Source organism: Halomonas sp. B23F22_10 (assembly GCF_043496975.1).
GTDB lineage: Bacteria > Pseudomonadota > Gammaproteobacteria > Pseudomonadales > Halomonadaceae > Halomonas > Halomonas smyrnensis.
Window position 1 is genome coordinate 457,195 of record NZ_JBIEKF010000002.1, and the last position, 20,367, is coordinate 477,561.

18 protein-coding genes and 6 tRNA genes are annotated in these 20,367 nt (G+C 68.2%); 12 read left to right on the plus strand and 12 right to left on the minus strand.

Annotated features, from left to right (window positions below):
- Positions 1 to 89 precede the first annotated feature (89 nt).
- A complete protein-coding gene (tdh, locus tag ACGTNF_RS06235) occupies positions 90 to 1,115 on the minus strand; it encodes an L-threonine 3-dehydrogenase (protein ID WP_394600946.1) in 1,026 nt (341 codons plus the stop codon).
- Between the two features lie 156 nt (positions 1,116 to 1,271).
- On the opposite strand from tdh, the gene ACGTNF_RS06240 reads away from it, so the two are divergent.
- Complete coding sequence (locus tag ACGTNF_RS06240) at positions 1,272 to 1,865, plus strand: helix-turn-helix domain-containing protein (protein ID WP_394600947.1); 594 nt, start codon at positions 1,272 to 1,274, stop codon at positions 1,863 to 1,865.
- A 133-nt stretch (positions 1,866 to 1,998) separates the two neighbouring features.
- Here ACGTNF_RS06240 and ACGTNF_RS06245 read toward each other — a convergent pair whose 3' ends face one another.
- The 5 genes from ACGTNF_RS06245 to hemA all read right to left on the minus strand — a co-directional run bounded on the left by ACGTNF_RS06245 (position 1,999) and on the right by hemA (position 6,722).
- Positions 1,999 to 2,766, minus strand: a complete 768-nt coding sequence (locus ACGTNF_RS06245; protein WP_394600948.1) for a HesA/MoeB/ThiF family protein — start codon at positions 2,764 to 2,766, stop codon at positions 1,999 to 2,001.
- 5 nt (positions 2,767 to 2,771) lie between these two features.
- Positions 2,772 to 3,272: an Lrp/AsnC ligand binding domain-containing protein gene (locus ACGTNF_RS06250; RefSeq protein ID WP_016854482.1), complete on the minus strand. Its 501-nt coding sequence runs from the start codon at positions 3,270 to 3,272 to the stop codon at positions 2,772 to 2,774.
- A 237-nt stretch (positions 3,273 to 3,509) separates the two neighbouring features.
- Complete coding sequence (gene prmC, locus ACGTNF_RS06255) at positions 3,510 to 4,352, minus strand: peptide chain release factor N(5)-glutamine methyltransferase (protein WP_394600949.1); 843 nt, start codon at positions 4,350 to 4,352, stop codon at positions 3,510 to 3,512.
- Positions 4,352 to 5,443 (minus strand): peptide chain release factor 1, encoded by a 1,092-nt coding sequence (gene prfA, locus ACGTNF_RS06260; RefSeq protein WP_394600950.1) that lies wholly within the window; start codon positions 5,441 to 5,443, stop codon positions 4,352 to 4,354. Before prfA ends, prmC begins: the two co-directional genes overlap by 1 nt.
- A 10-nt stretch (positions 5,444 to 5,453) precedes the next feature.
- Positions 5,454 to 6,722 carry a glutamyl-tRNA reductase gene (gene hemA, locus ACGTNF_RS06265; RefSeq protein WP_394600951.1) on the minus strand — a complete coding sequence of 423 codons (1,269 nt, stop codon included), beginning with the start codon at positions 6,720 to 6,722 and terminating at the stop codon, positions 5,454 to 5,456.
- A 237-nt stretch (positions 6,723 to 6,959) separates the two neighbouring features.
- On the opposite strand from hemA, the gene ACGTNF_RS06270 reads away from it, so the two are divergent.
- From ACGTNF_RS06270 to ACGTNF_RS06310, 9 genes are all read left to right on the plus strand, one after another.
- Positions 6,960 to 8,699 carry a tetratricopeptide repeat protein gene (locus tag ACGTNF_RS06270; protein WP_394600952.1) on the plus strand — a complete coding sequence of 580 codons (1,740 nt, stop codon included), beginning with the start codon at positions 6,960 to 6,962 and terminating at the stop codon, positions 8,697 to 8,699.
- Between the two features lie 29 nt (positions 8,700 to 8,728).
- The gene (gene lolB, locus ACGTNF_RS06275; protein WP_394600953.1) at positions 8,729 to 9,349 is read left to right on the plus strand and encodes a lipoprotein insertase outer membrane protein LolB; all 621 of its coding nucleotides are present in this window, start codon (positions 8,729 to 8,731) and stop codon (positions 9,347 to 9,349) included.
- Complete coding sequence (gene ispE, locus ACGTNF_RS06280; RefSeq protein WP_394600954.1) at positions 9,342 to 10,199, plus strand: 4-(cytidine 5'-diphospho)-2-C-methyl-D-erythritol kinase; 858 nt, start codon at positions 9,342 to 9,344, stop codon at positions 10,197 to 10,199. Before lolB ends, ispE begins: the two co-directional genes overlap by 8 nt.
- A gap of 49 nt (positions 10,200 to 10,248) precedes the next feature.
- Positions 10,249 to 10,323: transfer RNA gene (locus ACGTNF_RS06285), tRNA-Gln, on the plus strand.
- A gap of 61 nt (positions 10,324 to 10,384) precedes the next feature.
- Positions 10,385 to 11,326 (plus strand): ribose-phosphate pyrophosphokinase, encoded by a 942-nt coding sequence (locus ACGTNF_RS06290; RefSeq protein WP_026068372.1) that lies wholly within the window; start codon positions 10,385 to 10,387, stop codon positions 11,324 to 11,326.
- Between the two features lie 123 nt (positions 11,327 to 11,449).
- Complete coding sequence (locus tag ACGTNF_RS06295; protein ID WP_394600955.1) at positions 11,450 to 12,094, plus strand: 50S ribosomal protein L25/general stress protein Ctc; 645 nt, start codon at positions 11,450 to 11,452, stop codon at positions 12,092 to 12,094.
- Between the two features lie 155 nt (positions 12,095 to 12,249).
- A complete protein-coding gene (pth, locus tag ACGTNF_RS06300) occupies positions 12,250 to 12,834 on the plus strand; it encodes an aminoacyl-tRNA hydrolase (RefSeq protein ID WP_394600956.1) in 585 nt (194 codons plus the stop codon).
- A gap of 94 nt (positions 12,835 to 12,928) precedes the next feature.
- Positions 12,929 to 14,020, plus strand: coding sequence for a redox-regulated ATPase YchF (ychF, locus tag ACGTNF_RS06305; protein WP_394600957.1), 1,092 nt, complete (start codon positions 12,929 to 12,931; stop codon positions 14,018 to 14,020).
- 56 nt (positions 14,021 to 14,076) lie between these two features.
- Positions 14,077 to 14,153, plus strand: a tRNA-Met gene (locus ACGTNF_RS06310).
- 125 nt (positions 14,154 to 14,278) lie between these two features.
- Here the strand turns inward: ACGTNF_RS06310 and ACGTNF_RS06315 are convergent.
- Positions 14,279 to 15,577 (minus strand): M18 family aminopeptidase, encoded by a 1,299-nt coding sequence (locus tag ACGTNF_RS06315; RefSeq protein WP_394600958.1) that lies wholly within the window; start codon positions 15,575 to 15,577, stop codon positions 14,279 to 14,281.
- Between the two features lie 137 nt (positions 15,578 to 15,714).
- Here ACGTNF_RS06315 and ACGTNF_RS06320 point away from each other — a divergent pair, with 137 nt between their 5' ends.
- Positions 15,715 to 17,769, plus strand: a complete 2,055-nt coding sequence (locus tag ACGTNF_RS06320; RefSeq protein ID WP_394600959.1) for a carboxy terminal-processing peptidase — start codon at positions 15,715 to 15,717, stop codon at positions 17,767 to 17,769.
- Positions 17,770 to 17,963: 194 nt separating this feature from the next.
- Here the strand turns inward: ACGTNF_RS06320 and ACGTNF_RS06325 are convergent.
- The 5 genes from ACGTNF_RS06325 to ACGTNF_RS06345 form a co-directional block, all read right to left on the minus strand.
- Positions 17,964 to 18,039, minus strand: a tRNA-Asn gene (locus tag ACGTNF_RS06325).
- Between the two features lie 75 nt (positions 18,040 to 18,114).
- Positions 18,115 to 18,190: transfer RNA gene (locus tag ACGTNF_RS06330), tRNA-Asn, on the minus strand.
- A 63-nt stretch (positions 18,191 to 18,253) separates the two neighbouring features.
- Positions 18,254 to 18,329: transfer RNA gene (locus ACGTNF_RS06335), tRNA-Asn, on the minus strand.
- A 135-nt stretch (positions 18,330 to 18,464) separates the two neighbouring features.
- Positions 18,465 to 18,541: transfer RNA gene (locus ACGTNF_RS06340), tRNA-Met, on the minus strand.
- 92 nt (positions 18,542 to 18,633) lie between these two features.
- Entirely contained in the window at positions 18,634 to 19,572 is a 939-nt protein-coding gene (locus tag ACGTNF_RS06345; RefSeq protein ID WP_394600960.1) for a choline ABC transporter substrate-binding protein, read from the minus strand.
- 160 nt (positions 19,573 to 19,732) lie between these two features.
- On the opposite strand from ACGTNF_RS06345, the gene betI reads away from it, so the two are divergent.
- Positions 19,733 to 20,365 (plus strand): transcriptional regulator BetI, encoded by a 633-nt coding sequence (gene betI, locus ACGTNF_RS06350; protein WP_394600961.1) that lies wholly within the window; start codon positions 19,733 to 19,735, stop codon positions 20,363 to 20,365.
- Positions 20,366 to 20,367: the final 2 nt, after the last annotated feature.

Below are 20,367 nucleotides of genomic sequence, written 5' to 3' on the forward strand. Positions count from 1 at the left end.
TGAACCCATCCCTGGGCGCTAACTTTTGCCATCCATGGCAAAAACCCTCGCTGCGTCTTGCCCCCGGCGGCCATCGCGGCCGGGCATTCTCACTCCCAGTCCAGAATCACCTTGCTGGCCTTGCCGGCCAGCATGGCCTGGAAGCCTTGCTCGAAGTCGGTATAGGGCAGACGGTGGGTGATCACCGGCGAGATATCCATCCCCGATTCCACCAGCACCGACATCTTGTACCAGGTCTCGTACATCTCCCGGCCGTAGACGCCCTTGATGGTCAGCATGTTGAAGATCACCGTGTTCCAGTCGATGGCCGTCTCCTCGGTGGGAATGCCGAGCATCGCCACCTTGCCACCATGGCACATGCTGACCAGCAGATCCTTGAAGGCCGCCGGGCTGCCGGACATCTCCAACCCCACGTCGAATCCCTCGGCCATGCCGAGCTCGGCCTGGACGTCCGCCAGGCTTTCCTCCGCGGCGTTGACGGTACGCGTCGCGCCCAGCGTCTCCGCCAGCGCCAGCCGGTTCGGATTGAGGTCGGTGACCACCACGTGACGCGCCCCGGCATGGCGACACACCGCCGCGGCCATGGCGCCGATCGGGCCGGCGCCGGTGATCAGCACGTCCTCGCCCAGCACGTCGAACTGCAGGGCGGTGTGCACGGCGTTGCCGAGCGGGTCGAACAGCGCCGCCACGTCCAGGTCGATGCCCGGGCGATGCTCCCAGACGTTGGACATCGGCAGCGCCACGTACTCGGCGAAGGCACCGGGACGATTCACCCCGATGCCGCGGGTATGGGCGCACAGGTGGCGGCGCCCCGCCAGGCAGTTGCGGCAGCGCCCGCACACCACGTGCCCCTCGCCGGAGACGATCTGACCGGGATGGAAGTCGTTGACGTTGTCGCCCACCGCGACGATCTCACCGACGAACTCGTGACCGACCACCATCGGCACCGGGATGGTCTGCTGCGCCCAGGCGTCCCAGTTGTAGATATGCAGATCGGTGCCGCAGATGGCGGTGCGCTTGACCCGCACCAGCACGTCGTTGATGCCGACCTCCGGCTCGGGCACGTCCTCGAGCCAGAGCCCGGGGGCCGCCTCTCGCTTGACCAGCGCCTTCATGTGCGTCTCCTGGTGGTTGTGAATGACTTCCCTGAACGACCTCCATGGCTGGCAATCTTCACCGGGATGATTACCATGAAGGAATTAATTCCAGCATAGTGGACAAAATCCTCTATGCAAGAATAAATTCCACTATATTGAAAACAGGAGTGCCCGGTGACCACCACGCCCCCCGATGCGCCGGCGCCAGCGCCCTCCCAGGGCGGCCAGCTGCTCTGCGACCGCGTCATCGAGCTGCGCAAGCGACGCGGCCTGACGCTGGATCAGCTGGCCTCGGCCTGCGGCGTCAGCCGCTCGATGCTTAGCCAGATCGAGCGCGGCCGTGCAAACCCGACCCTGGCGGTAACGCTGCGCATCGCCCAGGCGTTCGGGCTCAGCATCGGCGATCTCGTCGATCAGCCCTGGACCGCCTCCACCATCGAGGTGGTGCGTGGCGACGACGCCACGCACCTGTTCCGCGACGACCGGGAATGCCGCATCCGCACCCTCTCGCCGCTGCATCTCGAGAAGCACATGGAGTTCTACGAGCTGCGCATCGCGCCGCGGGCCAGCCTGCAAAGCGCGCCGCACTTCGAGGGCACACGGGAATTATTGACCATCACGAGTGGCAGCGCCCGGGTAGTGGCGGGCGATAGCGATTGCCGGCTGGCAGCGGGGGATTCGGCGCACTATCACGCCGACCAGGAGCACGTCATCGAGAACGTCAGCGACGACGAGCTGCTGGCCTTTCTGGTGGTGACCTACGAGTAGCTTCTTCCGTCAAGACAGGAGAGATGCATCAGCCGCAACAAGGCTCCGCGAGGCGCTGTGAACCCCTCCCTGGGCGCTACTTTTGCCTTCCCTGGCAAAAACCCTCGCTTCGCCTTGTCCCGGCAGCTTGCTATCAACTTGATCGGAGCGACGGTAAGCCGCCACACACCGGGCAGGCGGGGTCCCGCGGCACGCGGAAATGCCGCCACTGGCCGCTGAGGCCGTCGAAGGTGGAGAGCCCCCGATGCACCTGGCCGGCTTGGGCGACCAGCTTCATCGCCTCGAGCGCCTGGAAGCAGCCGATCAGCCCGACCAGCGGCGCCACCACGCCGCTCTCGGCGCAGCTCAACGCCTCGTCGCCGCCGTCGTCGGGCGGATAGAGGCAGGCATAGCAGGGGCTATCGACATCGCGCGGATCGAACACCGCCAGCTGGCCGGAGAAGCGGATCGCCGCCCCGGAGACCAGCGGCACACCGGCGGCCCGGCAGGCGGCGTTGATGGCGTAGCGGCTCGAGAAACGGTCGGTGCAGTCGAGCACCACGTCGGCCTCGGCCACCGCCGCGGCCAGCGCCTCACCCTCGAGGCGCTCGGTGATGGCGCGGATCTCGGCCTCGGGATTGAGCGCCAGCGCCGCCTCCCGCGCGGACTCGGCCTTGGCACGGCCCAGGTCCGCGGTGCCGTGGGCGATCTGGCGCTGCAGGTTGGAGAGTTCCACCGCGTCGTCGTCCGCCAGCGTCAGCCGCCCCATGCCGGCCGCGGCCAGATAGAGCGCCACCGGCGAGCCCAGGCCGCCGGCGCCGATCACCAGGGCATGGCCGGCGAGCAGGCGCTCCTGGCCGGCGATGTCGATCTGCTCGAGCAGGATCTGGCGGCTGTAGCGCAGCAGCGCGTCGTCGTTCATGGCGCTCACTTGTCCTCGAATTCCTCGATGTCCGGCACATGGAGGGAGAACTCCTCCTTGACCTCCTCCATCACCACGTAGCTCTTGGACTCCTTGACCCCGGGCAGGGTCAGCACCACTTCGCCGAGCAGCTGGCGATAGGCCGACATCTCGGGAATCCGGCACTTGAGGATGTAATCGAACTGGCCCGAGACCAGGTGGCACTCCTGGATCTGCGGCAGCTTGGCCACCGCCCGGCGGAACTCGTCGAACACCGAGGGCGACTGGGTCTCCAGACTGATCTCGACGAACACCAGCAGGTTGGCCTTCAGCGCCCGCGGATCGAGCAGGGCCTTGTAGCCGCGGATCACCCCGGCACGCTCGAGGCGCTTGACGCGCTCCAGGCAGGGCGTGGTGGACAGGCCGACCTGGGAGGCCAGGTCGACGTAGGAGATGCGGGCATTGTCCTGCAGGCAGCGCAGGATCTTTAAGTCGATGCGGTCGAGCGAACGGGTCTTGGTTTTCATTGTGGTCCTGGAACGTCGAACGGGTCACCGCCGAATCTTCTACTGAAAACCACCGCTAAACGGCGAGCTTTCGGGATTCACACATGAATAGGCGGCGGTGAGTGGCGTTTTTTACTGTTTCAACGTGTACCACAGGGCCGAGGGCCGGCTCCAGTCCCTCCGGCAGAAAGATGCCCCAGGATGTCGCTCACGGGCGGCCGGCCGGCGCCGCCACGCAAGCCCCCGGCCCGGGGCCGCTCAGCGCCGCCCCAGGCTGATCCGCTCGTGCCCGCCGAGATCGCGGCGGCTCGCCACCTCGCGATAGCCGGCCGCGGCGAGGGCCTCGCGCACCGCCGCGGCCTGGCCGGCCCCGTGTTCCAGCATCAGCCAGCCATCGGCGGCCAGATGCCCCTGTGCCGTCGCCACCAGATGGCGCAGGTCGGCCAGGCCGTCGGCGGCGGCCACCAGGGCGCTGCGCGGCTCGAAGCGCACGTCGCCGCGGGCGAGGTGCGGATCGTCGTCGGCGATGTAGGGCGGGTTGGAGACGATCAGTTCGAAGCGGGCATCGCCGCCCTCCTCGTCCAGTGCCGAAAACCAGTCGCTGACCAGGAAGCGGGCGTTGCCGAGGCCGTGGCGGGCGGCGTTGTCCCGCGCCAGGGCCACCGCCTCCGGCCGCAGGTCGACGCCGGTCACCGCCCAGCCCGGCCGCTCGCTGGCGAACGCCAGCGCCACCGCGCCGGTGCCGGTGCCCAGGTCGAGCAGCCGCCCCGTCTCGCCGGCCACGGCCAGCGCCGCCTCCACCAGGGTCTCGGTGTCCGGGCGCGGAATCAGGGTGGCCGGCGACGTGGCGAGACTCAGCCCCCAGAACTCGCGTTCGCCGGTCAGGTGCGCGACCGGATGGCCGGCCTCGCGGGAGGCGATGAGCGTCTCGAAGCGCGCCTCGGTCTCGCCGTCGGCCTCGCGGTCGCCCCAGGTGTAGAGCCAGGTGCGATCGACCTCGAGCACGTGGCACAGCAGCACCTCGGCGTCGAGCCGGGCGCTCGGGGAGCCGGCGTCCAGGAGGCGCTGTGCGGCCCGGGCCAGCAGCAGGTCGAGGCGCATCAGGCCTCCTGCTGCAGGGCGGCGAGCTGGTCGGCCTGGTGCTCCTGGATCAGCGGCTCGATCACCTCGTCGAGCTGCTCGCCGCCGATCACCTCGCCCAGCTTGTAGAGGGTCAGGTTGATGCGGTGGTCGGTCACCCGGCCCTGGGGAAAGTTGTAGGTGCGGATGCGCTCGCTGCGATCGCCCGAGCCCACCAGCGAGCGGCGCTCGTCGGCCTGCTGCTGGCGCTGGCTGTCCTGGGCGGACTGCTTGAGGCGGGCGGCGAGCAGCGACATGGCCTTGGCACGATTCTTGTGCTGACTGCGCTCCTCCTGGCATTCCACCACCACCCCGGTGGGCAGGTGGGTGATGCGGATGGCGGAATCGGTGGTGTTGACGTGCTGGCCGCCGGCGCCGCTGGAACGGAAGGTGTCGACGCGCAGATCGTTCTGGTTGATGTCGACGTCGCCGACCTCGTCGGCCTCGGGCATCACCGCCACGGTGCAGGCCGAGGTATGGATGCGGCCCTGGGACTCGGTGGCCGGCACGCGCTGCACCCGGTGGGCGCCGGACTCGAACTTGAGCCGCCCGTAGACGCCCTCGCCCTTGATGCGCGAGATGATCTCCTTGTAGCCGCCCATGTCGCCATGACTGGCGCTGACCACCTCGACCTTCCAGCCGTGCTGCTCGGCGTAGCGGGAGTACATGCGGAACAGGTCGCCGGCGAACAGCGCCGCCTCGTCGCCGCCGGTGCCGGCGCGAACCTCGAGGAAGACGTTGCCGGCATCGTCCGGGTCGCGGGGGATCAGCAGCTGCTTGAGGCGCGCCTCGAGCTCGACCAGCCGCTCACGGCCCTCCTCGCGCTCCATCTCGGCCAGCTCGCGCATCTCGGCGTCGGCGTCATCGGCCATGGCCTCGGCGGCCGCGATGTTGTCCTCCACGCCGCGATGCTCGCGCCAGGCCTCCACCAGGGGCTCGAGCTCGGTGTATTCGCGGGAATAGTCGCGGAAGCGGGCCTGGTCGGTGATCACCTCGGGGTCCGCCAGCAGGGCGGCGAGCTCCTCGAAGCGCTCGGCAAAGGCGTCGAGACGCTGACGCAGGGAAGCTTTCATCAAGGATGTCCTATCGGGAAGTGTCGGAAGAGTCGTCGAGCAGCAGTGACGCGGCCGCGTCCAGCAGCTCGCGCTGTTCGTCGGCGGCGGCCTCGCGCAGGGCCACGGTGGGCCGGTGCAGCAGGCGATTGGTGAGCTGGTGGGCCAGCCGCGCCACCACCTCCTCGGGATTCTCGCCACGCGCCAGGCGCGCCAGGGCCTGGTCACGGGCCTCGTCGCGCAGGGCCTCGCCCCGGGCGCGCACGTCGCGGATCAGCTCGCCGCCGCTGCGCAGCCGGCGATCGTGCTGCCAGCGGCCCACGCCGTGCTCGATCAGCGATTCGGCCTCGTCGGCGGCGACCTGGCGATGGCGGCGATTCTCCTCGATCACCTCCTCCAGGTCGTCGACCGTATAGAGGAAGACGTCGGAGAGGTCGCCGACCTCGGGCTCGATGTCACGCGGCACGGCGATGTCGACCATGAACACCGGGCGATGGCGGCGCTTCTTGAGTGCGCGCTCCATCATGCCCTTGCCGAGGATCGGCAGCGGCGCGGCGGTGGAGGAGATCACGATGTCCGCCTCGACCAGCGCCTCGGGTATCTCGTCGAGGGTGATGGCCTGACCGCCCAGCGGTGCGGCCAGCTGCTCGGCCCGTTCGCGGGTGCGGTTGGCCACCGTCAGATGGCGCACCCCGGCCTCGTGGAGGTGGCGCGCCACCAGCTCGATGGTCTCGCCGGCACCGATCAGCAGCGCCGGCGAGCGCGAGAAGTCGTCGAAGATGCGGCTGGCCAGGCTGACCGCCGCATAGGCCACGGAGACCGGATTGCGGCCGATGCCGGTCTCCGTGCGCACCCGCTTGGCCACGGCGAAGGTCTGCTGGAAGAGGCTCTCCAGCTCGCCGCCCATGCCGCGAGCCTGGCGCGCGACCTGATAGGCCTCCTTGAGCTGGCCGAGAATCTGCGGCTCTCCGAGCACCATGGAATCGAGGCCCACGGCCACCCGCATCAGGTGGCGGGCGGCCTCGTCATCCATATAGTGGTAGGCGCAGCGGGTCAGCTCCTCGACGGCGAGGCCATGGAAGCGGCCCAGCCAGTCGAGCACCGCCCGCTCCCCCGACTCGCCGGTGACGCAGTACAGCTCGGTGCGGTTGCAGGTGGACAGCACCGCGGCCTCCTGCACTTCGGGCAGGCCACGCAGTTCGGTCAGCGCGGTCTCAAGCTGCGCAGGCGTAAAGGCGACCTGCTCGCGCACCTCGACGGCGGCGGTCCGATGGTTGATTCCCAGGGCAAGAAGCGTCATGCGTGTCGGCGTCTTCGCGATCGTGTTTCGGCGGTTTCGAGGGCGGCCCGGCGAGGCGTCGCCTGCCACTCCACGGCGCCACATTCTATCACAGGCCATGACCGCACGGCGCCCGCCGGGACTATCGAGGGCATCGATGCAGACCATCGGCGCGCCGCATCTCCCTCATCCATTGCGCCTTTGCCCCGCGCGATCAAGCCGTTATGCTGACGACTCGCCCGACACCACGAGACCGGCATGCCCCGAGGATTCCCCACGACGCTGTTCCGTCGCCGCCCCCTCGCCGCCATCGGCCTGGCCCTGGCACTCGGCGGCTGTCAGAGCCTGTCCGCCGTGTCGGCCCCACCGCCGCAGGACCCGATGGCCGATGCACCGCCGATCACCCGCGGCCTGGATGCCGAAGGCCTGTCGACGCTGCTGGTGGCAGAGATCGCCGGCCAGCGAGGCGACTATCGCCGCGCCACCCGCGGCTATCTGGCCACCGCCGAACGCTACCGGGCGCCGGAGCTCGCCGAGCGCGCCGCCCTGGCGGCACGCTTCGACGACGACCCGGCACTGCTCGAGGAGACCGCCCGCCGCTGGCAGTCGCTGGACCCCGCCAGCGAGGCCCCGGCCCGCCTGCTCTCCAGCCTGGCCGTGCAGCGCGGCGACTGGACGAGCGCCCTTGATCAGCGCCTGGCACTGCACGACGACGGCGACGCCGAGCTGCTGGGCTTCATCGAGGATGCGCTGGAGGCCGGCGCGGCGCCGGCGCCGCTGCTCGAGCGCCTGCGACAGGATGTCGCCGCGCCGGACGCCCCCGTCGACCGCGAACTGGCCATGGCGCTGCTGGAGGCCGCCACCGGCCAGACACCCACGGCCCGACGCCGCCTCGACCGGCTGACCGCGACCCATCCGGACGATCCCGCAGTACAGCGCATCGACGCCGCCCTGGCGCTGGAGATGAACGCCCCCGAGCGCGCCGAGGCCGCCGCCCGTCGAGGCCTCGAGGCGTCGCCGGGCGACGCCCGCCTGATGCTGCTGTTGGCCCGCGCCCAGATTCGCCTCGGCCGACTGGACGCCGCCGAGGCCAGCACCGACGCGCTGCTCGAGGACCGGGGCGACCGGCCGCCGCTGCGCCTGGCCCTGGCCCGCCTCTATCTGGAGGAGGCGCATCCGCAGCCGGCCCGCCGCCTGCTGCTGCCGCTGCTCGATGACGACGACACGCCCGAGCTGGCCTTCCTGCTGCTCGGCGGCATCGCCGAGCAGCAGGGCGAGGTCGACAACGCCCTTCTTTATTACCGCCAGGTGCCCGAAGGCAACAGCTTCCTGCTCGCCCGGCTCCGCGCCGCGCGCATGCTGATCGAGGACGATCGGCTGGTCGACGCCCGCGCCTTCCTGCGCAACGAGCGCCTGACCCATCCCGATGCCGCCTCTCGACTCACCGGCCTGGAGGCCGAGCTGCTCGACGAGGCCGGCGCCCGCGCCCAGGCCGACGCCCTGCTCGACAGCTATCTCGATCGCCACCCCGACGACGCACAGCTGCGCTACCAGCGGGCCATGCGCGCCTACGGCAACGGCAACCTGGCCGCCATGGAGCGCGACCTGCGCACCATCATCGAGCGCGACCCGGACAACACCAACGCGCTCAACGCCCTGGGCTACACCCTGGCCGACGAGAATATAGAAGGACGACTCGAGGAAGCCCGCGCACTGATCGAGCGCGCGCTCGAGCTCGAGCCGAACAACCCGGCCATCCTCGACAGCCGCGGCTGGGTCGCCTACCGCCTCGGCAACGTCGACGCCGCCGTCCCGTGGCTGGAACGCGCCTGGTCGGCCATGCCCGACCAGGAGATCGCCGCCCACCTGGCCGAGGTGCTGTGGGTCGCCGGCGAACGCCAGCGCGCCCGGGCACTGATCGCCACCGCCGTGGAGCGCTTCTCGCCGCGCCCCCGGATCGACGAGCTGCTCGAGCGCCTGCCCGCGCTCGCCCCCTGATGCCCCGCGACGGAGAAGGAATCCCGACCATGCGACGCCCCACGCTTACCCTGCTGCCCGGCCTGGCCCTCGCCCTGCTGCTGCTCGGCGGCTGCGCCACCCGGGGCCAGTCTCCCGACGCCCCCCGCGCCGCCGACGACTGGCAGGCCCAGAAGACACGCCTGGAGGCCATGCAGACCTGGGAGCTGACCGGCAAGGCCGGCCTGCGCACTCCCGAGGACAGCACCAGTGCCAATCTCGACTGGAACCAGACCCCCTACCATTTCCGCCTGCTGCTCAGCGGCCCCTTCGGCAGCGGCCGCAGCGTGCTGGAAGGCCGCGAGGGCCGCGTCTCGCTGACCACCGGCGCGGGCCGCTTCGAGGCCGAGAGCCCCGAGGCGCTGATGAACCAGCGGCTCGGCTGGTCGCTGCCGGTGGCCGCGCTGGGCGACTGGGTCCGCGGCCTGCCCGCCGACGACAGCCCGCACCGCATGAGCCGCGATGCGCGCGGCTTCCCGGCCCGCCTGGAGCAGGACGGCTGGACCATCGATTACCAGGACTGGATGCGCGTCGAGGACCTGTGGCTGCCGCGCCGCATGAAGATGCAGTACGGCGAGCTGAACGTGACCCTGGTGGTGACCCGCTGGCAGCCGGAGACCACCGATGCCTGATGCCGGCCGCCTGAGCCTGCCCGCCCCGGCCAAGCTCAACCGCATGCTGCATATCACCGGCCGACGCGACGACGGCTATCACGAGCTGCAGACCCTGTTCCAGTTTCTCGACCACGGCGACACCCTGACCCTGGCCCCGCGCGACGACGGCGAACTCCGTCTGACGCCGACGCTTTCCGACGTCGCCCCGGCGGACAACCTGATCCTGCGCGCCGCCACGGCGCTGCGCGAGGCCACCGGCTGCCGCCAGGGCGCCGACCTCCATCTCGACAAGCGCCTGCCCATGGGCGGCGGCCTCGGCGGCGGCAGCAGCGATGCCGCCACCGCCCTGCTAGGCCTGAACCGCCTCTGGGGACTCTCCCTCTCTATAGAGGAGCTGGCCGAACTGGGCCTGGCGCTGGGAGCGGACGTCCCGGTGTTCGTGCGCGGCCACGCCGCCTGGGCCGAGGGCGTGGGCGAACGCCTGACCCCGGTGGAGCTCGACACGCCATGGTTCGTGGTCGTCCACCCCGGCGTGAGCGTCTCCACGCCGGCGGTGTTCCAGGCGCCGGAATTGACACGGGACACGCCTCCCATTACTATGGCGCGCGCACTTCAGGGGGGAACGGCGAGCTGGCGCAACGACTGCGAGCTCACGGTCCGGGAGCTGCATCCCGAGGTCGCGAGTGCGCTCGACTGGTTGAGCGACAAGGCACCGGCCATGCTGACCGGCACCGGCGCCTGTGTATTCGCCCGCCTGGACCATGAAGCCGATGCCACGGCGCTGCTGGACGACATGTCCGGCCGCTGGACATCCTTCAAGGCCAGGGGACTGAATCGCTCTCCTCTCCATGATGCACTGGATCGATGACCGCCATGCCATGGCGCATCACGCATCGGTCCGGTACGGCAAAGGTTGCTGGGGTATAGCCAAGCGGTAAGGCACCGGTTTTTGGTATCGGCATGCGCAGGTTCGAATCCTGCTACCCCAGCCATTTCCCTTCCCGAACATCCGACCCAAACCCTGATGACCCAACACTGCAAAGGTGGCTGCGCGTGTCTAAATTGATGGTTTTCGCCGGGAACGCCAATCCCGAACTCGCCCAGAAGGTTGCCGAGAGCCTGGATACCCGGCTTGGCAACGCAACGGTCGGCCAGTTCAGTGACGGCGAAGTTGCGGTCGAGATCAACGAGAACGTGCGCGGCAAGGACGTCTTCGTCCTGCAGCCCACCTGTGCCCCGACCAACGACAACCTGATGGAAATGGTGCTGATGGTGGACGCCCTGCGCCGGGCCTCCGCCACTCGTGTCACCGCCGTGGTGCCCTACTTCGGCTACGCCCGTCAGGACCGTCGCGTCCGCTCTGCCCGCGTGCCGATCTCGGCCAAGCTGGTGGCCGACATCATGGTCAAGGCCGGCGTCGACCGCGTCATGACCATGGATCTCCACGCCGACCAGATCCAGGGCTTCTTCGACGTGCCGGTGGACAACGTCTACGGTTCGCCGATCCTGCTTGACGACATCGAGCGCCAGAACTACGACGACCTGGTGGTGGTCTCCCCCGACGTGGGCGGCGTGGTTCGCGCCCGGGCCATCGCCAAGCAGCTCAACGCCGACCTGGCGATCATCGACAAGCGCCGCCCCCAGGCCAACCAGGCCCAGGTGATGCACATCATCGGCGACATTCAGGATCGCACCTGCGTGGTGGTCGACGACATGATCGATACCGCCGGCACTCTGTGCAAGGCCGGCGAGGCGCTCAAGGAGCACGGCGCACGCCGCGTGGTGGCCTACGCCACCCACCCGATCCTGTCCGGCCCGGCCGTCGACAACATCTCTGGCTCGGTGCTGGATGAGCTGGTCGTCACCGACACCATTCCGCTGACCGAAACCGCCCGCCGCAGCGGCAAGATCCGCCAGCTGAGCGTGGCCGGCCTGATCGCCGAGGCGATCCGCCGGGTCAGCAACGAGGAATCCGTCAGCGCCATGTTCCACTGACGACACCGTCGTCGGCGCATCGCGCGGATAGCGTGCCCCGGTTCGCCGGGGCGACTGGAAACCACCGCTCAGTCTGGTCGCGGACGACGGTGGTTTCCTGACTTTCTACCAAGAGGCAACATCATGTCCGAATACACTCTCACAGCGAACGTGCGCAACGACCTGGGGAAAGGTGCGAGCCGCCGCCTGCGTCGTGCGAACGAGCAGGTCCCGGCCATCATCTACGGTGGTGAGCAGACCCCGCAGCCGATCGCCGTCGACAAGACCGCCTTCTACAAGGCGCTCGAAGACGAGGCGTTCTTCGCTTCCGTGATCAACCTCGAGCTGGACGGAAAGCCGCAGCAAGTCGTGGTTCGCGACCTGCAGCGCCACCCGTACAAGCCGCTGGTGACCCACGCCGACTTCATGCGCGTCGACGCCACTCACGCCATCACCATGCGCGTGCCGCTGCACGTGGTGAACGCCGAGACCGCGCCGAGCATCAAGGACGAGGACGGTGAACTCCACGTCCTGTCCAACGAAGTCGAAGTCAGCTGCCTGCCGAAGGACCTGCCGGACTACCTGGAAGTCGACGTCGCCAACGTCGCTCTGGGCAGCACCCTGCACCTGTCCGACCTGAGCCTGCCGGCCGGCGTGACCCTCGTCGAGCTCAGCCACGGCGAAGATCACGACCAGGCCATCCTGAGCATCACCGCAGCCAAGGTCAGCAGTGAGCCCGAGGAAGGCGAAGAAGGCGAGTCCGCCGAAGGCGAGGACAGCGCCGAGTAAGTCCGGCACTGTTCAGGGCCGCGCCACCGGCGCGGCCCTCGTCCTTCCGATCAAGCGCTCCGGCGCTTGATTTTTTTTGTGGTCTGCCCGTCCCTGCGGCACCGCCACCGGGGCGACGCCACATCGTTTCGGATGATTGTTTGGAGGCAGTGAAGATGAGTCAGGTCAAAGCCATCATCGGACTGGCCAACCCCGGCACCGAGTACGAGGCCACCCGCCACAACGCCGGGGCCTGGCTGCTCGAGGCCCTGCTGCGCCGGGCCGGCGGCGAGCTGCGCGCGGAGAAGAAGTTTCTCGGCCGCCATGCCCGCATCCACCTCGACGGGCAGGAGCTGCACCTGCTCGAGCCCACCACCTTCATGAACCGCAGCGGCGGCGCCGTGGCGGCGATGGCGAAGTTCTTCAAGCTCACCCCCGACGAGCTGCTGGTCGCCCACGACGAGCTCGACCTGGATCCCGGCACCGCCCGCTACAAGACCGGCGGCGGCCACGGCGGCCACAACGGCCTGCGCGACATCATCCAGGCGCTGGGCAACGACAAGGGTTTCCATCGCCTCCGCATCGGCATCGGCCATCCCGGCGACGCCCGCCAGGTGACCAACTACGTGCTGGGCCGCCCCGGCAAGGCCGAGCGAGGCGCCATCGATGCCGCCATCGACGAGTGCCTGGCCACCCTGCCCCAGGCCGTGAGCGGCGACTGGACGAAGGCCATGCAGCGGCTGCACAGCTTCAAGCCCTAGACATTGCCCGAAGGGTGCCGGCTTACAGCCGCGCCGTTATCTCGTAGAATAGCGGCCAATCACACGCCTCGAACTCTCTTTCCAGGAAGATCCCATGGGTTTCAACTGCGGTATCGTCGGCCTGCCCAACGTAGGCAAGTCCACCCTCTTCAATGCCCTGACCAAGTCGGGCATCGACGCCGAGAACTTCCCGTTCTGCACCATCGAGCCCAACGTCGGCATCGTGCCGATGCCGGACCCGCGCCTCGACCGGCTGACGGAGATCGTCAAGCCCGAGAAGACCATCCCCACCACCATGGAGTTCGTCGACATCGCCGGACTGGTGGCGGGCGCCTCCAAGGGCGAAGGCCTCGGCAACCAGTTCCTGGCCAATATCCGCGAGACCCAGGCCATCGCCCACGTGGTGCGCTGCTTCGATAACGACAACGTCATCCACGTGGCCAACGAGGTCGATCCGCGCGCCGACATCGAGACCATCAACCTCGAGCTGGCCCTGGCCGATCTGGACACCGTCGACCGCGCCATCCAGCGCCTGGTGCGCGTGGTCAAGGGCGGCGACAAGGAAGCCATCGCCACCAAGGCGATCCTCGACCGCATCCAGCCGCACCTGGCCGAGGGCCAGCCGCTGCGCAGCTTCGGCCTCGACGACGACGAGAAGCAGCAGCTCAAGAGCTTCGGCTTCCTGACCCTCAAGCCGACCATGTACATCGCCAACGTCAACGAGGACGGCTTCGACGACAACCCCTACCTCGAGGTGGTCAAGCAGATCGCCGCCGAGGAAGGCGCCGTCGTGGTCCCGGTGTGCAACCAGATCGAGGCCGAGATCGCCGAGCTCGACGACGAGGAACGCGCCATGTTCCTCGACGAGATGGGCATGGAAGAGCCCGGCCTCGATCGCGTGATCCGCGCCGGCTACGAACTGCTGGGCCTGCAGACCTACTTCACCGCCGGGGTGAAGGAAGTCCGCGCCTGGACCGTCAAGATCGGCGCCACCGCCCCGGAGGGTGCCGGCGTGATCCACACCGACTTCCAGAAGGGCTTCATCCGCGCCGAGGTGATCGCCTATGACGACTTCGTCTCGCTGGGCGGCGAACAGGGCGCCAAGGATGCCGGCAAGTGGCGCCTGGAAGGCAAGGACTACGTGCTCAAGGACGGCGACGTGGTGCACTTCCGCTTCAACGTCTAATGCAGAAAAGGTTTGACGACACGGGGCGTTATCCGTAATATACGCCCCCGTTGTCCGGCTACGTAGCTCAGTTGGTTAGAGCACATCACTCATAATGATGGGGTCCCCTGTTCGAGTCAGGGCGTAGCCACCAGATATTGAAAAGCCCGCCTGGTTCGCCAGGCGGGCTTTTTTCGTTGGTGAGCCGGCTTTCGCGGGCGAACCGGCCTGGCGGCCACCCTACCACCGACGCCCTAGGGCGCCGGCGGTCACGAGGCCTCAGGGCAGCTCGCGGCGATCGACGAAGGCGGTCAGCACCCGGGTCAGGTGAGCCACATCCCTGGCGCCCGCGGTCTCGCGGATCGAGTGCATGGCCCACTGGGGCACGCCCACGTCCAGGGTCGGCACACCGAGCTCGGTGGCGGTGATCGGACCGATGGTGCTGCCGCAGCCCATGTCGGCACGAGTGACAAAGGTCTGCACCGGCACCTCGGCCTCCTGGCACAGCGCCCGGAACAGCGCCGCGGTGGCGCTGTTGGTGGCGTAGCGCTGATTGGCATTGACCTTGATCACCGGCCCCTCGTTGAGGGCCGGGCCATGAGCGGCGTCGTGCTTGTCGAGGAAGTTCGGGTGCAGCGCATGGGCATTGTCGCAGGAGATCATCCGCGAGGCCTGAATCAGGCGGATGACCCCCTCCTCGCTGGCGTCGCCCAGCTGGGCATTGACCCGCCGCAGCACGTCGCCCAGGAAGGGCCCCTGGGCGCCGCAGGCGCTGGCACTGCCCACTTCCTCATGATCGTTGGCCACCAGCACCGCCCCTTGCGTCCCGTCCGAATCGAGCAGGGCCTCGAGGCCGATAAAGCACGACAGCAGGTTGTCGAGCCGCCCCGAGGCGATCAGCTCGCCCTCCACGCCGACCCGGGCCGGCGGCTGCATGTCATGGAAGCCGAGCTCGAAGTCGACGATCTCGACGCCGTCGAGGCCATGCTCGGCCGACAGCCAGCTCCGCAGCAGCCGATCCAGGTCGGCCGACTCGCCGCCCTGGAGGAAGACCGGCGCCATCTGCGTCTGGGCATTGATCGCCCGACCGCTGTTGGCCTCGCGATCGAGATGGATCGCGAGACTGGGGATGATCGCCACCGCGCGGTCGACGTTGAGGAGCACGCCTTCCAGGCGGCCGTCGGGGTGGCGCACGTGAACCCGGCCGGCGAGGCCCAGGTCACGGTCGTACCAGGGCGCCAGCAGTGCCCCGCCGTAGACCTCGACGCCGAGCTGCAGCCAGCCGGCGGAAGTCTGGGGCGCATGGGGCTTGAGGCGCAGCCCGGGGCTGTCGGTGTGGGCGCCGATCATGCGCAGCGCCGACAGCGGCTCGCTCGGCAGCTGCAGGGCAATGATCGAGGAATCGTTGCGCGTCACGTAGACCCGCTCGCCGGGCGTCAGCTGCCAGGCCTGGGTTTCGTCGAGGCGGCGGAAGCCGGCGGCCTCGAGGCGCTCGGCCATGTTGGCCGTGGCGTGCCAGGGAGTGGGCGAACGGCGCAGGAAGTCGAGCAGTCGCTCGAGCGGGGCATCCTGGGGCATGGGACTCCTCTCGGTGTCGCATCTTGGGGGCATGGGACTCGACCGAGCTGCTACAATGGCCTTTCTGTCCGTGCAACTCGTGAGCCGAATCACGGTCTGGACGCTAGAGTGTACATGAATCCGGGAGTGCTTCATCGATGAGCCTGAATGTGACCCTGGGTCGTACCGCGGCCCTGGCCCTGCTGCTGGGCACCGTCCCGGCCCAGGCGGCGATCACCGCCACCGACGCCCAGCGCGAGGCCGCGGTGGAAGTCGCCGAATCGCTGCGCTACGGCCACTACGCGGATATCAGCTTCGACGACGACTGGTCAGAGCAGGCCTTCGACCGCTACCTGGACCTGCTCGATGGCCAGCGCGCCTACCTGCTGGCCGGCGACGTCAATGACTTCGCGACGCTGTCGACCACCATGGACGACGCCATCCTCGACGGCGACCTCAGCCGCCCCTACGCCCTCTACCAGCGCTATCACGAGCGCGCCGAGGCACGCCTGGAATGGCTGCTGGAACGCATCGACGCGGGGCTCGACTTCGACTTCGACGGCAATCGGCGCATGGCGCTGGACCGCGAGGACGCCGCCTGGCCGCAGCGCGAATCGTCGCTGGACGAGCTGTGGCAGAAACGACTCGAGAACGCCGCCCTGACGCTGTCGATCAGCGACCAGAGCCCGGAGGAAGTCGAGGAGACCCTCCACCAGCGTTACGAGAACCAGCTGAACCGCCTGCGCCAGACCAACGCCGAGGACGTCTTCGGCCTGATGATGGCCGCCGTGACCGGCAGCATCGACCCCCACAGCGAATACCTGTCGCCGCGCCAGAGCGAATCCTTCGACATCCAGATGCGCCTCTCGCTCGAGGGCATCGGCGCCCTGCTCCAGGCCGACGGCGAGTACGTCAAGGTCGCGAGCCTGGTGCCCGGCGGCCCCGCCGAGAAGGCCGGCGTGCTCAAGCCTGCCGATCGCATCGTCGGCGTCGGCCAGGAGGGCGAGGAGATGGTCAACGTGGTCGGCATGCGCCTCGACGACGTGGTCGACATGATCCGTGGCCCCAAGGGCTCGGTGATACGCCTCGACGTGGTGCCCGCCCAGGCCGTCGACACCACTCGCTCCGAGGTCGTCGAGATCACCCGTGATACGGTCAAGCTCGAGGACCAGGCCGCCCAGAGCGAGGTCATCGAGGTCGAGCGCGAGGACGGCGTGCATCGTCTGGGCGTCATCGAGGTGCCGGCCTTCTACGTCGACTTCGACGCCTGGCAGGCAGGCGAACCGGACTACCGCAGCACCACCCGTGACGTGGCCAAGCAGGTCGAACGCCTCAAGGACGAGGACGTGGAAGGCATCGTGCTCGACCTGCGCAACAACGGCGGCGGCGCCCTTCAGGAGGCCAACTCGCTGATCGGCCTGTTCATCGACCGCGGCCCCACCGTCCAGGTGCGCGATGCCGAGGGCCGCATCAGCCTCTACGGCGATACCGACAGCGGCACCCTCTACGACGGCCCGCTGGCGGTGCTGGTCAACCGGCTCTCGGCCTCGGCCTCGGAGATCTTCGCCGGCGCCATCCAGGATTACGGCCGCGGCCTGGTGGTCGGCGGCGACACCTTCGGCAAGGGCACCGTGCAGACCCTCGACGAGCTCAACCACGGCCAGCTCAAGCTGACGCGCGCCAAGTTCTACCGCATCTCCGGCGAGAGCACCCAGCATCGCGGCGTCACGCCCGACATCAGCTTCCCGAGCCTGATCGATCCCGAGATCATCGGCGAGAGCAGCCTCGACAACGCCCTGGCCTGGGATCAGGTGCGCAAGGTGCAGTATCGCCGCTACGGCGAACCGGAGCGCTATCTGGACACCCTGCGCCAGCGCCATCGCCAGCGCGCCGATGCCCACCCCGACTTCCACTACCTGGAGCGCGAGGCCGAGCTCGCCGACCGCCTGCGCGAGCAGCACACCAGCGTCAGCCTCAATCGCGAACAGCGTCAGCGCGAGGCCGAGGCCCAGGAGGCCGAACAGCTGGCCCTGGAGAACCAGCGCCGCGAGGCCCTGGGGCTCGAGCCGCTGGAAGAGTGGGCGGATGCCCGGGACGAGGACACCGAACAGGCGCAGCCCATCGACCGCGCCCAGGTGATGGAGAGCGCCGAGATCCTGCTCGACTACGCCCGCCTCGATCACGGCCTGCGACTCGCCGACTACCACGACTGACCCCCTCCCCACCGAGCCATACACGACGCCGGGCCATGCGCCCGGCGTCGCCGTCTGGCACGGAACACAGCGCGGAGGCAACGGCCAGACACGACGAATGCCGGCGGAAAGCCGGTAGCATCACGAGGCGATCGGGAAATACGTGGAGCGGAGGATTCAGGACATCAGCGCAGGCATGGCTGAAGAACAAGCATTGGCTCCCCGAACAGGACTCGAACCTGTGACCCAATGATTAACAGTCATTTGCTCTACCAACTGAGCTATCGGGGAACGACTTGTGTGCCCGGACGGGCTGACCTCAGGGGCCTGATGGCCGAAACCTGACGGTCTGGAAGAGGTAAAAGGTGGCTCCCCGAACAGGACTCGAACCTGTGACCCAATGATTAACAGTCATTTGCTCTACCAACTGAGCTATCGGGGAATGACCTTTTTTTACCGTTCGACGCCTCTCAGCGCCGCTGTGCTCGTTGCTCTGGGACGAAGCTGGCTCCCCGAACAGGACTCGAACCTGTGACCCAATGATTAACAGTCATTTGCTCTACCAACTGAGCTATCGGGGAATGGCCTCGAGCACGGTGCGTAGTATACGGATCCGCTTGTGAACGTCAAGAGCCAAAACCCTCACACGCCGCTCGCACCGCCGGAAAGCAAGACGCCCGCCGGGCGATGTGCCGGGCGGGCGTCTTTTGCTGTCCTGGTGGCTACGCCCTGATTCGAACAGGGGACCCCATCATTATGAGTGATGTGCTCTAACCAGCTGAGCTACGTAGCCATTTCTCATCTCGGGAGGGATGCCCCCGACGACGGATGCAGATTATGCACGGCGGCCCGCCCCAAGGCAAGCCCGCCATGCGACAGGCCGCATCAGAGGGACAGCGCCTCCTTGACCGCGGGCAGCCCCGGCTCGCCGTCGGCGGTGGTCACGCCGTCGAGCCAGCCCTCGAGCACGTCGGGATGTGCCTGGAGATAGGCCCGGGCCGCATCGCGCGGATCGGTGCCCTCGTCCATGATCTCGCCCATCAGCTGGTTCTCCATCTCCAGGGTGAAGGAGAGATTGCTCAGCAGCGACCCGACGTTGGGGCAGGCCTCGGCGTAGCCGGCACGGGTATTGGTGTAGACGGTGGCACCGCCCAGGTTCGGGCCGAAGTAGTCGTCGGCGCCCTCCAGATAGGCGATGTCGAAGTTGGTGTTCATGGGATGCGGCTCCCAGCCGAGGAACACCATCCACTGCTCGTTCGGCTCGCGGGCGCTGAGCTCGGCCAGCATGCCCGCCTCGCTGGAGTCCACCAGCCGCCAGTCGCCCAGGCCGAAGGCGTCGTCGTCGATCATGTCCTGAATCAGCAGGTTGCCGTCGTTGCCGGCCTCGATGCCGTGCAGCGTTGACGCGAAGCGGTCGGCGTGAGCGTCCAGATCGGCCACCGAGGTGACGCCGGCGTCATACACATACTGAGGCACTGCCAGGGTGTACTTGGCGCCTTCCAGGTTGGCGCCCAGGCGGTCCACCTGTCCCCGCTCGACGTAGGGGTCGCTGATCGACGCCATGGACGGCATCCAGTTGCCGAGGAAGACATCGAAGTCGCCGTTCTTCATGCCGGAATAGGCGATAGGCACCGAGACGGTATCGATCCGGGTCTCGTAGCCGAGTGTCTCGAGCACCTCTGTGGTCAGGGCGGTGGTCGCGGTAATGTCGGTCCAGCCCACCTCGGCGAAGCGGACGGGCTGGCAGCCCTCTTCGGCGGCCATCAGCGGCGAGGCGGAAAGCGCCAGCGCGGTGGAGGCCAGGCCCATGGTCATCTTGTTCATTGCATCGCTCCCTTGAGTGAATCGCGCGTATTATTGGAGGAAACATCGTGCCCGCCCTTTTTATTGATTGAACGTTCAATAAAAAAATGGCAAGCTGTCGCTATCTTAACCATGTCGAGTGCCATGGTAGCAAGATGCTCTCGGGAGAGGAGTCAACGCAGTGCCCAAGGTCGGAATGGAACCCATTCGTCGCCAGCAGCTGATCACGGCCACCATGGCGGCCATCGACGAAGTCGGCCTGGCCGATGCCACCGTGGCGCGCATCGCCCGCCACGCAGGCGTCTCGGCCGGCATCATCAGTCACTACTTCGGCGGCAAGGACGGCCTGCTGGAAGCGACGATGCGCCAGATCCTCAATGATCTGGGCGAGGCCGTGTCGCGTCGACGCAAGGCGCTGACCACCGACGCGCCGGAGGCCCACCTGGCGGCGATCATCGACGGCAACTTCGATCGCACCCAGGTCTCCGGCCCGGTGGCCAAGACCTGGCTGGCCTTCTGGGCCAGCAGCATGCACCGCCCCGCCCTGGCGCGCCTGCAGACGGTCAACGACCGGCGCCTGTACGCCAACCTCAGCCACGAGTTCCGGCGCCTGCTGCCCAACAAGCACAAGGCCCGTGACGCCGCCCGCGCCCTGGCCGCCATGATCGACGGCCTGTGGCTGCGCGGCGCCCTCGCCCCCGAGGGTCTGGACAGCGACCGCGCTCGGCGCCTGGCCCGCGACTACCTGGAGCAGCTGCTCAAGGCCTACGGCCTCGGCACTCGCTCTTCCGAATCCCTATCACTCGAGTCCTGACT

Coding starts and splice junctions, on each gene's coding strand:
- ispE (WP_394600954.1), top strand. CDS start 9,342: ATGCCTGATGCCGGCCGCCTGAGCCTGCCCGCCCCGGCCAAGCTCAAC.
- prmC (WP_394600949.1), bottom strand. CDS start 4,352: ATGCGCCTCGACCTGCTGCTGGCCCGGGCCGCACAGCGCCTCCTGGAC.
- ACGTNF_RS06250 (WP_016854482.1), bottom strand. CDS start 3,272: ATGAAAACCAAGACCCGTTCGCTCGACCGCATCGACTTAAAGATCCTG.
- ACGTNF_RS06345 (WP_394600960.1), bottom strand. CDS start 19,572: ATGAACAAGATGACCATGGGCCTGGCCTCCACCGCGCTGGCGCTTTCC.
- ACGTNF_RS06270 (WP_394600952.1), top strand. CDS start 6,960: ATGCCCCGAGGATTCCCCACGACGCTGTTCCGTCGCCGCCCCCTCGCC.
- hemA (WP_394600951.1), bottom strand. CDS start 6,722: ATGACGCTTCTTGCCCTGGGAATCAACCATCGGACCGCCGCCGTCGAG.
- tdh (WP_394600946.1), bottom strand. CDS start 1,115: ATGAAGGCGCTGGTCAAGCGAGAGGCGGCCCCCGGGCTCTGGCTCGAG.
- ACGTNF_RS06295 (WP_394600955.1), top strand. CDS start 11,450: ATGTCCGAATACACTCTCACAGCGAACGTGCGCAACGACCTGGGGAAA.
- lolB (WP_394600953.1), top strand. CDS start 8,729: ATGCGACGCCCCACGCTTACCCTGCTGCCCGGCCTGGCCCTCGCCCTG.
- ACGTNF_RS06315 (WP_394600958.1), bottom strand. CDS start 15,577: ATGCCCCAGGATGCCCCGCTCGAGCGACTGCTCGACTTCCTGCGCCGT.
- ychF (WP_394600957.1), top strand. CDS start 12,929: ATGGGTTTCAACTGCGGTATCGTCGGCCTGCCCAACGTAGGCAAGTCC.
- prfA (WP_394600950.1), bottom strand. CDS start 5,443: ATGAAAGCTTCCCTGCGTCAGCGTCTCGACGCCTTTGCCGAGCGCTTC.
- pth (WP_394600956.1), top strand. CDS start 12,250: ATGAGTCAGGTCAAAGCCATCATCGGACTGGCCAACCCCGGCACCGAG.
- ACGTNF_RS06320 (WP_394600959.1), top strand. CDS start 15,715: ATGAGCCTGAATGTGACCCTGGGTCGTACCGCGGCCCTGGCCCTGCTG.
- ACGTNF_RS06245 (WP_394600948.1), bottom strand. CDS start 2,766: ATGAACGACGACGCGCTGCTGCGCTACAGCCGCCAGATCCTGCTCGAG.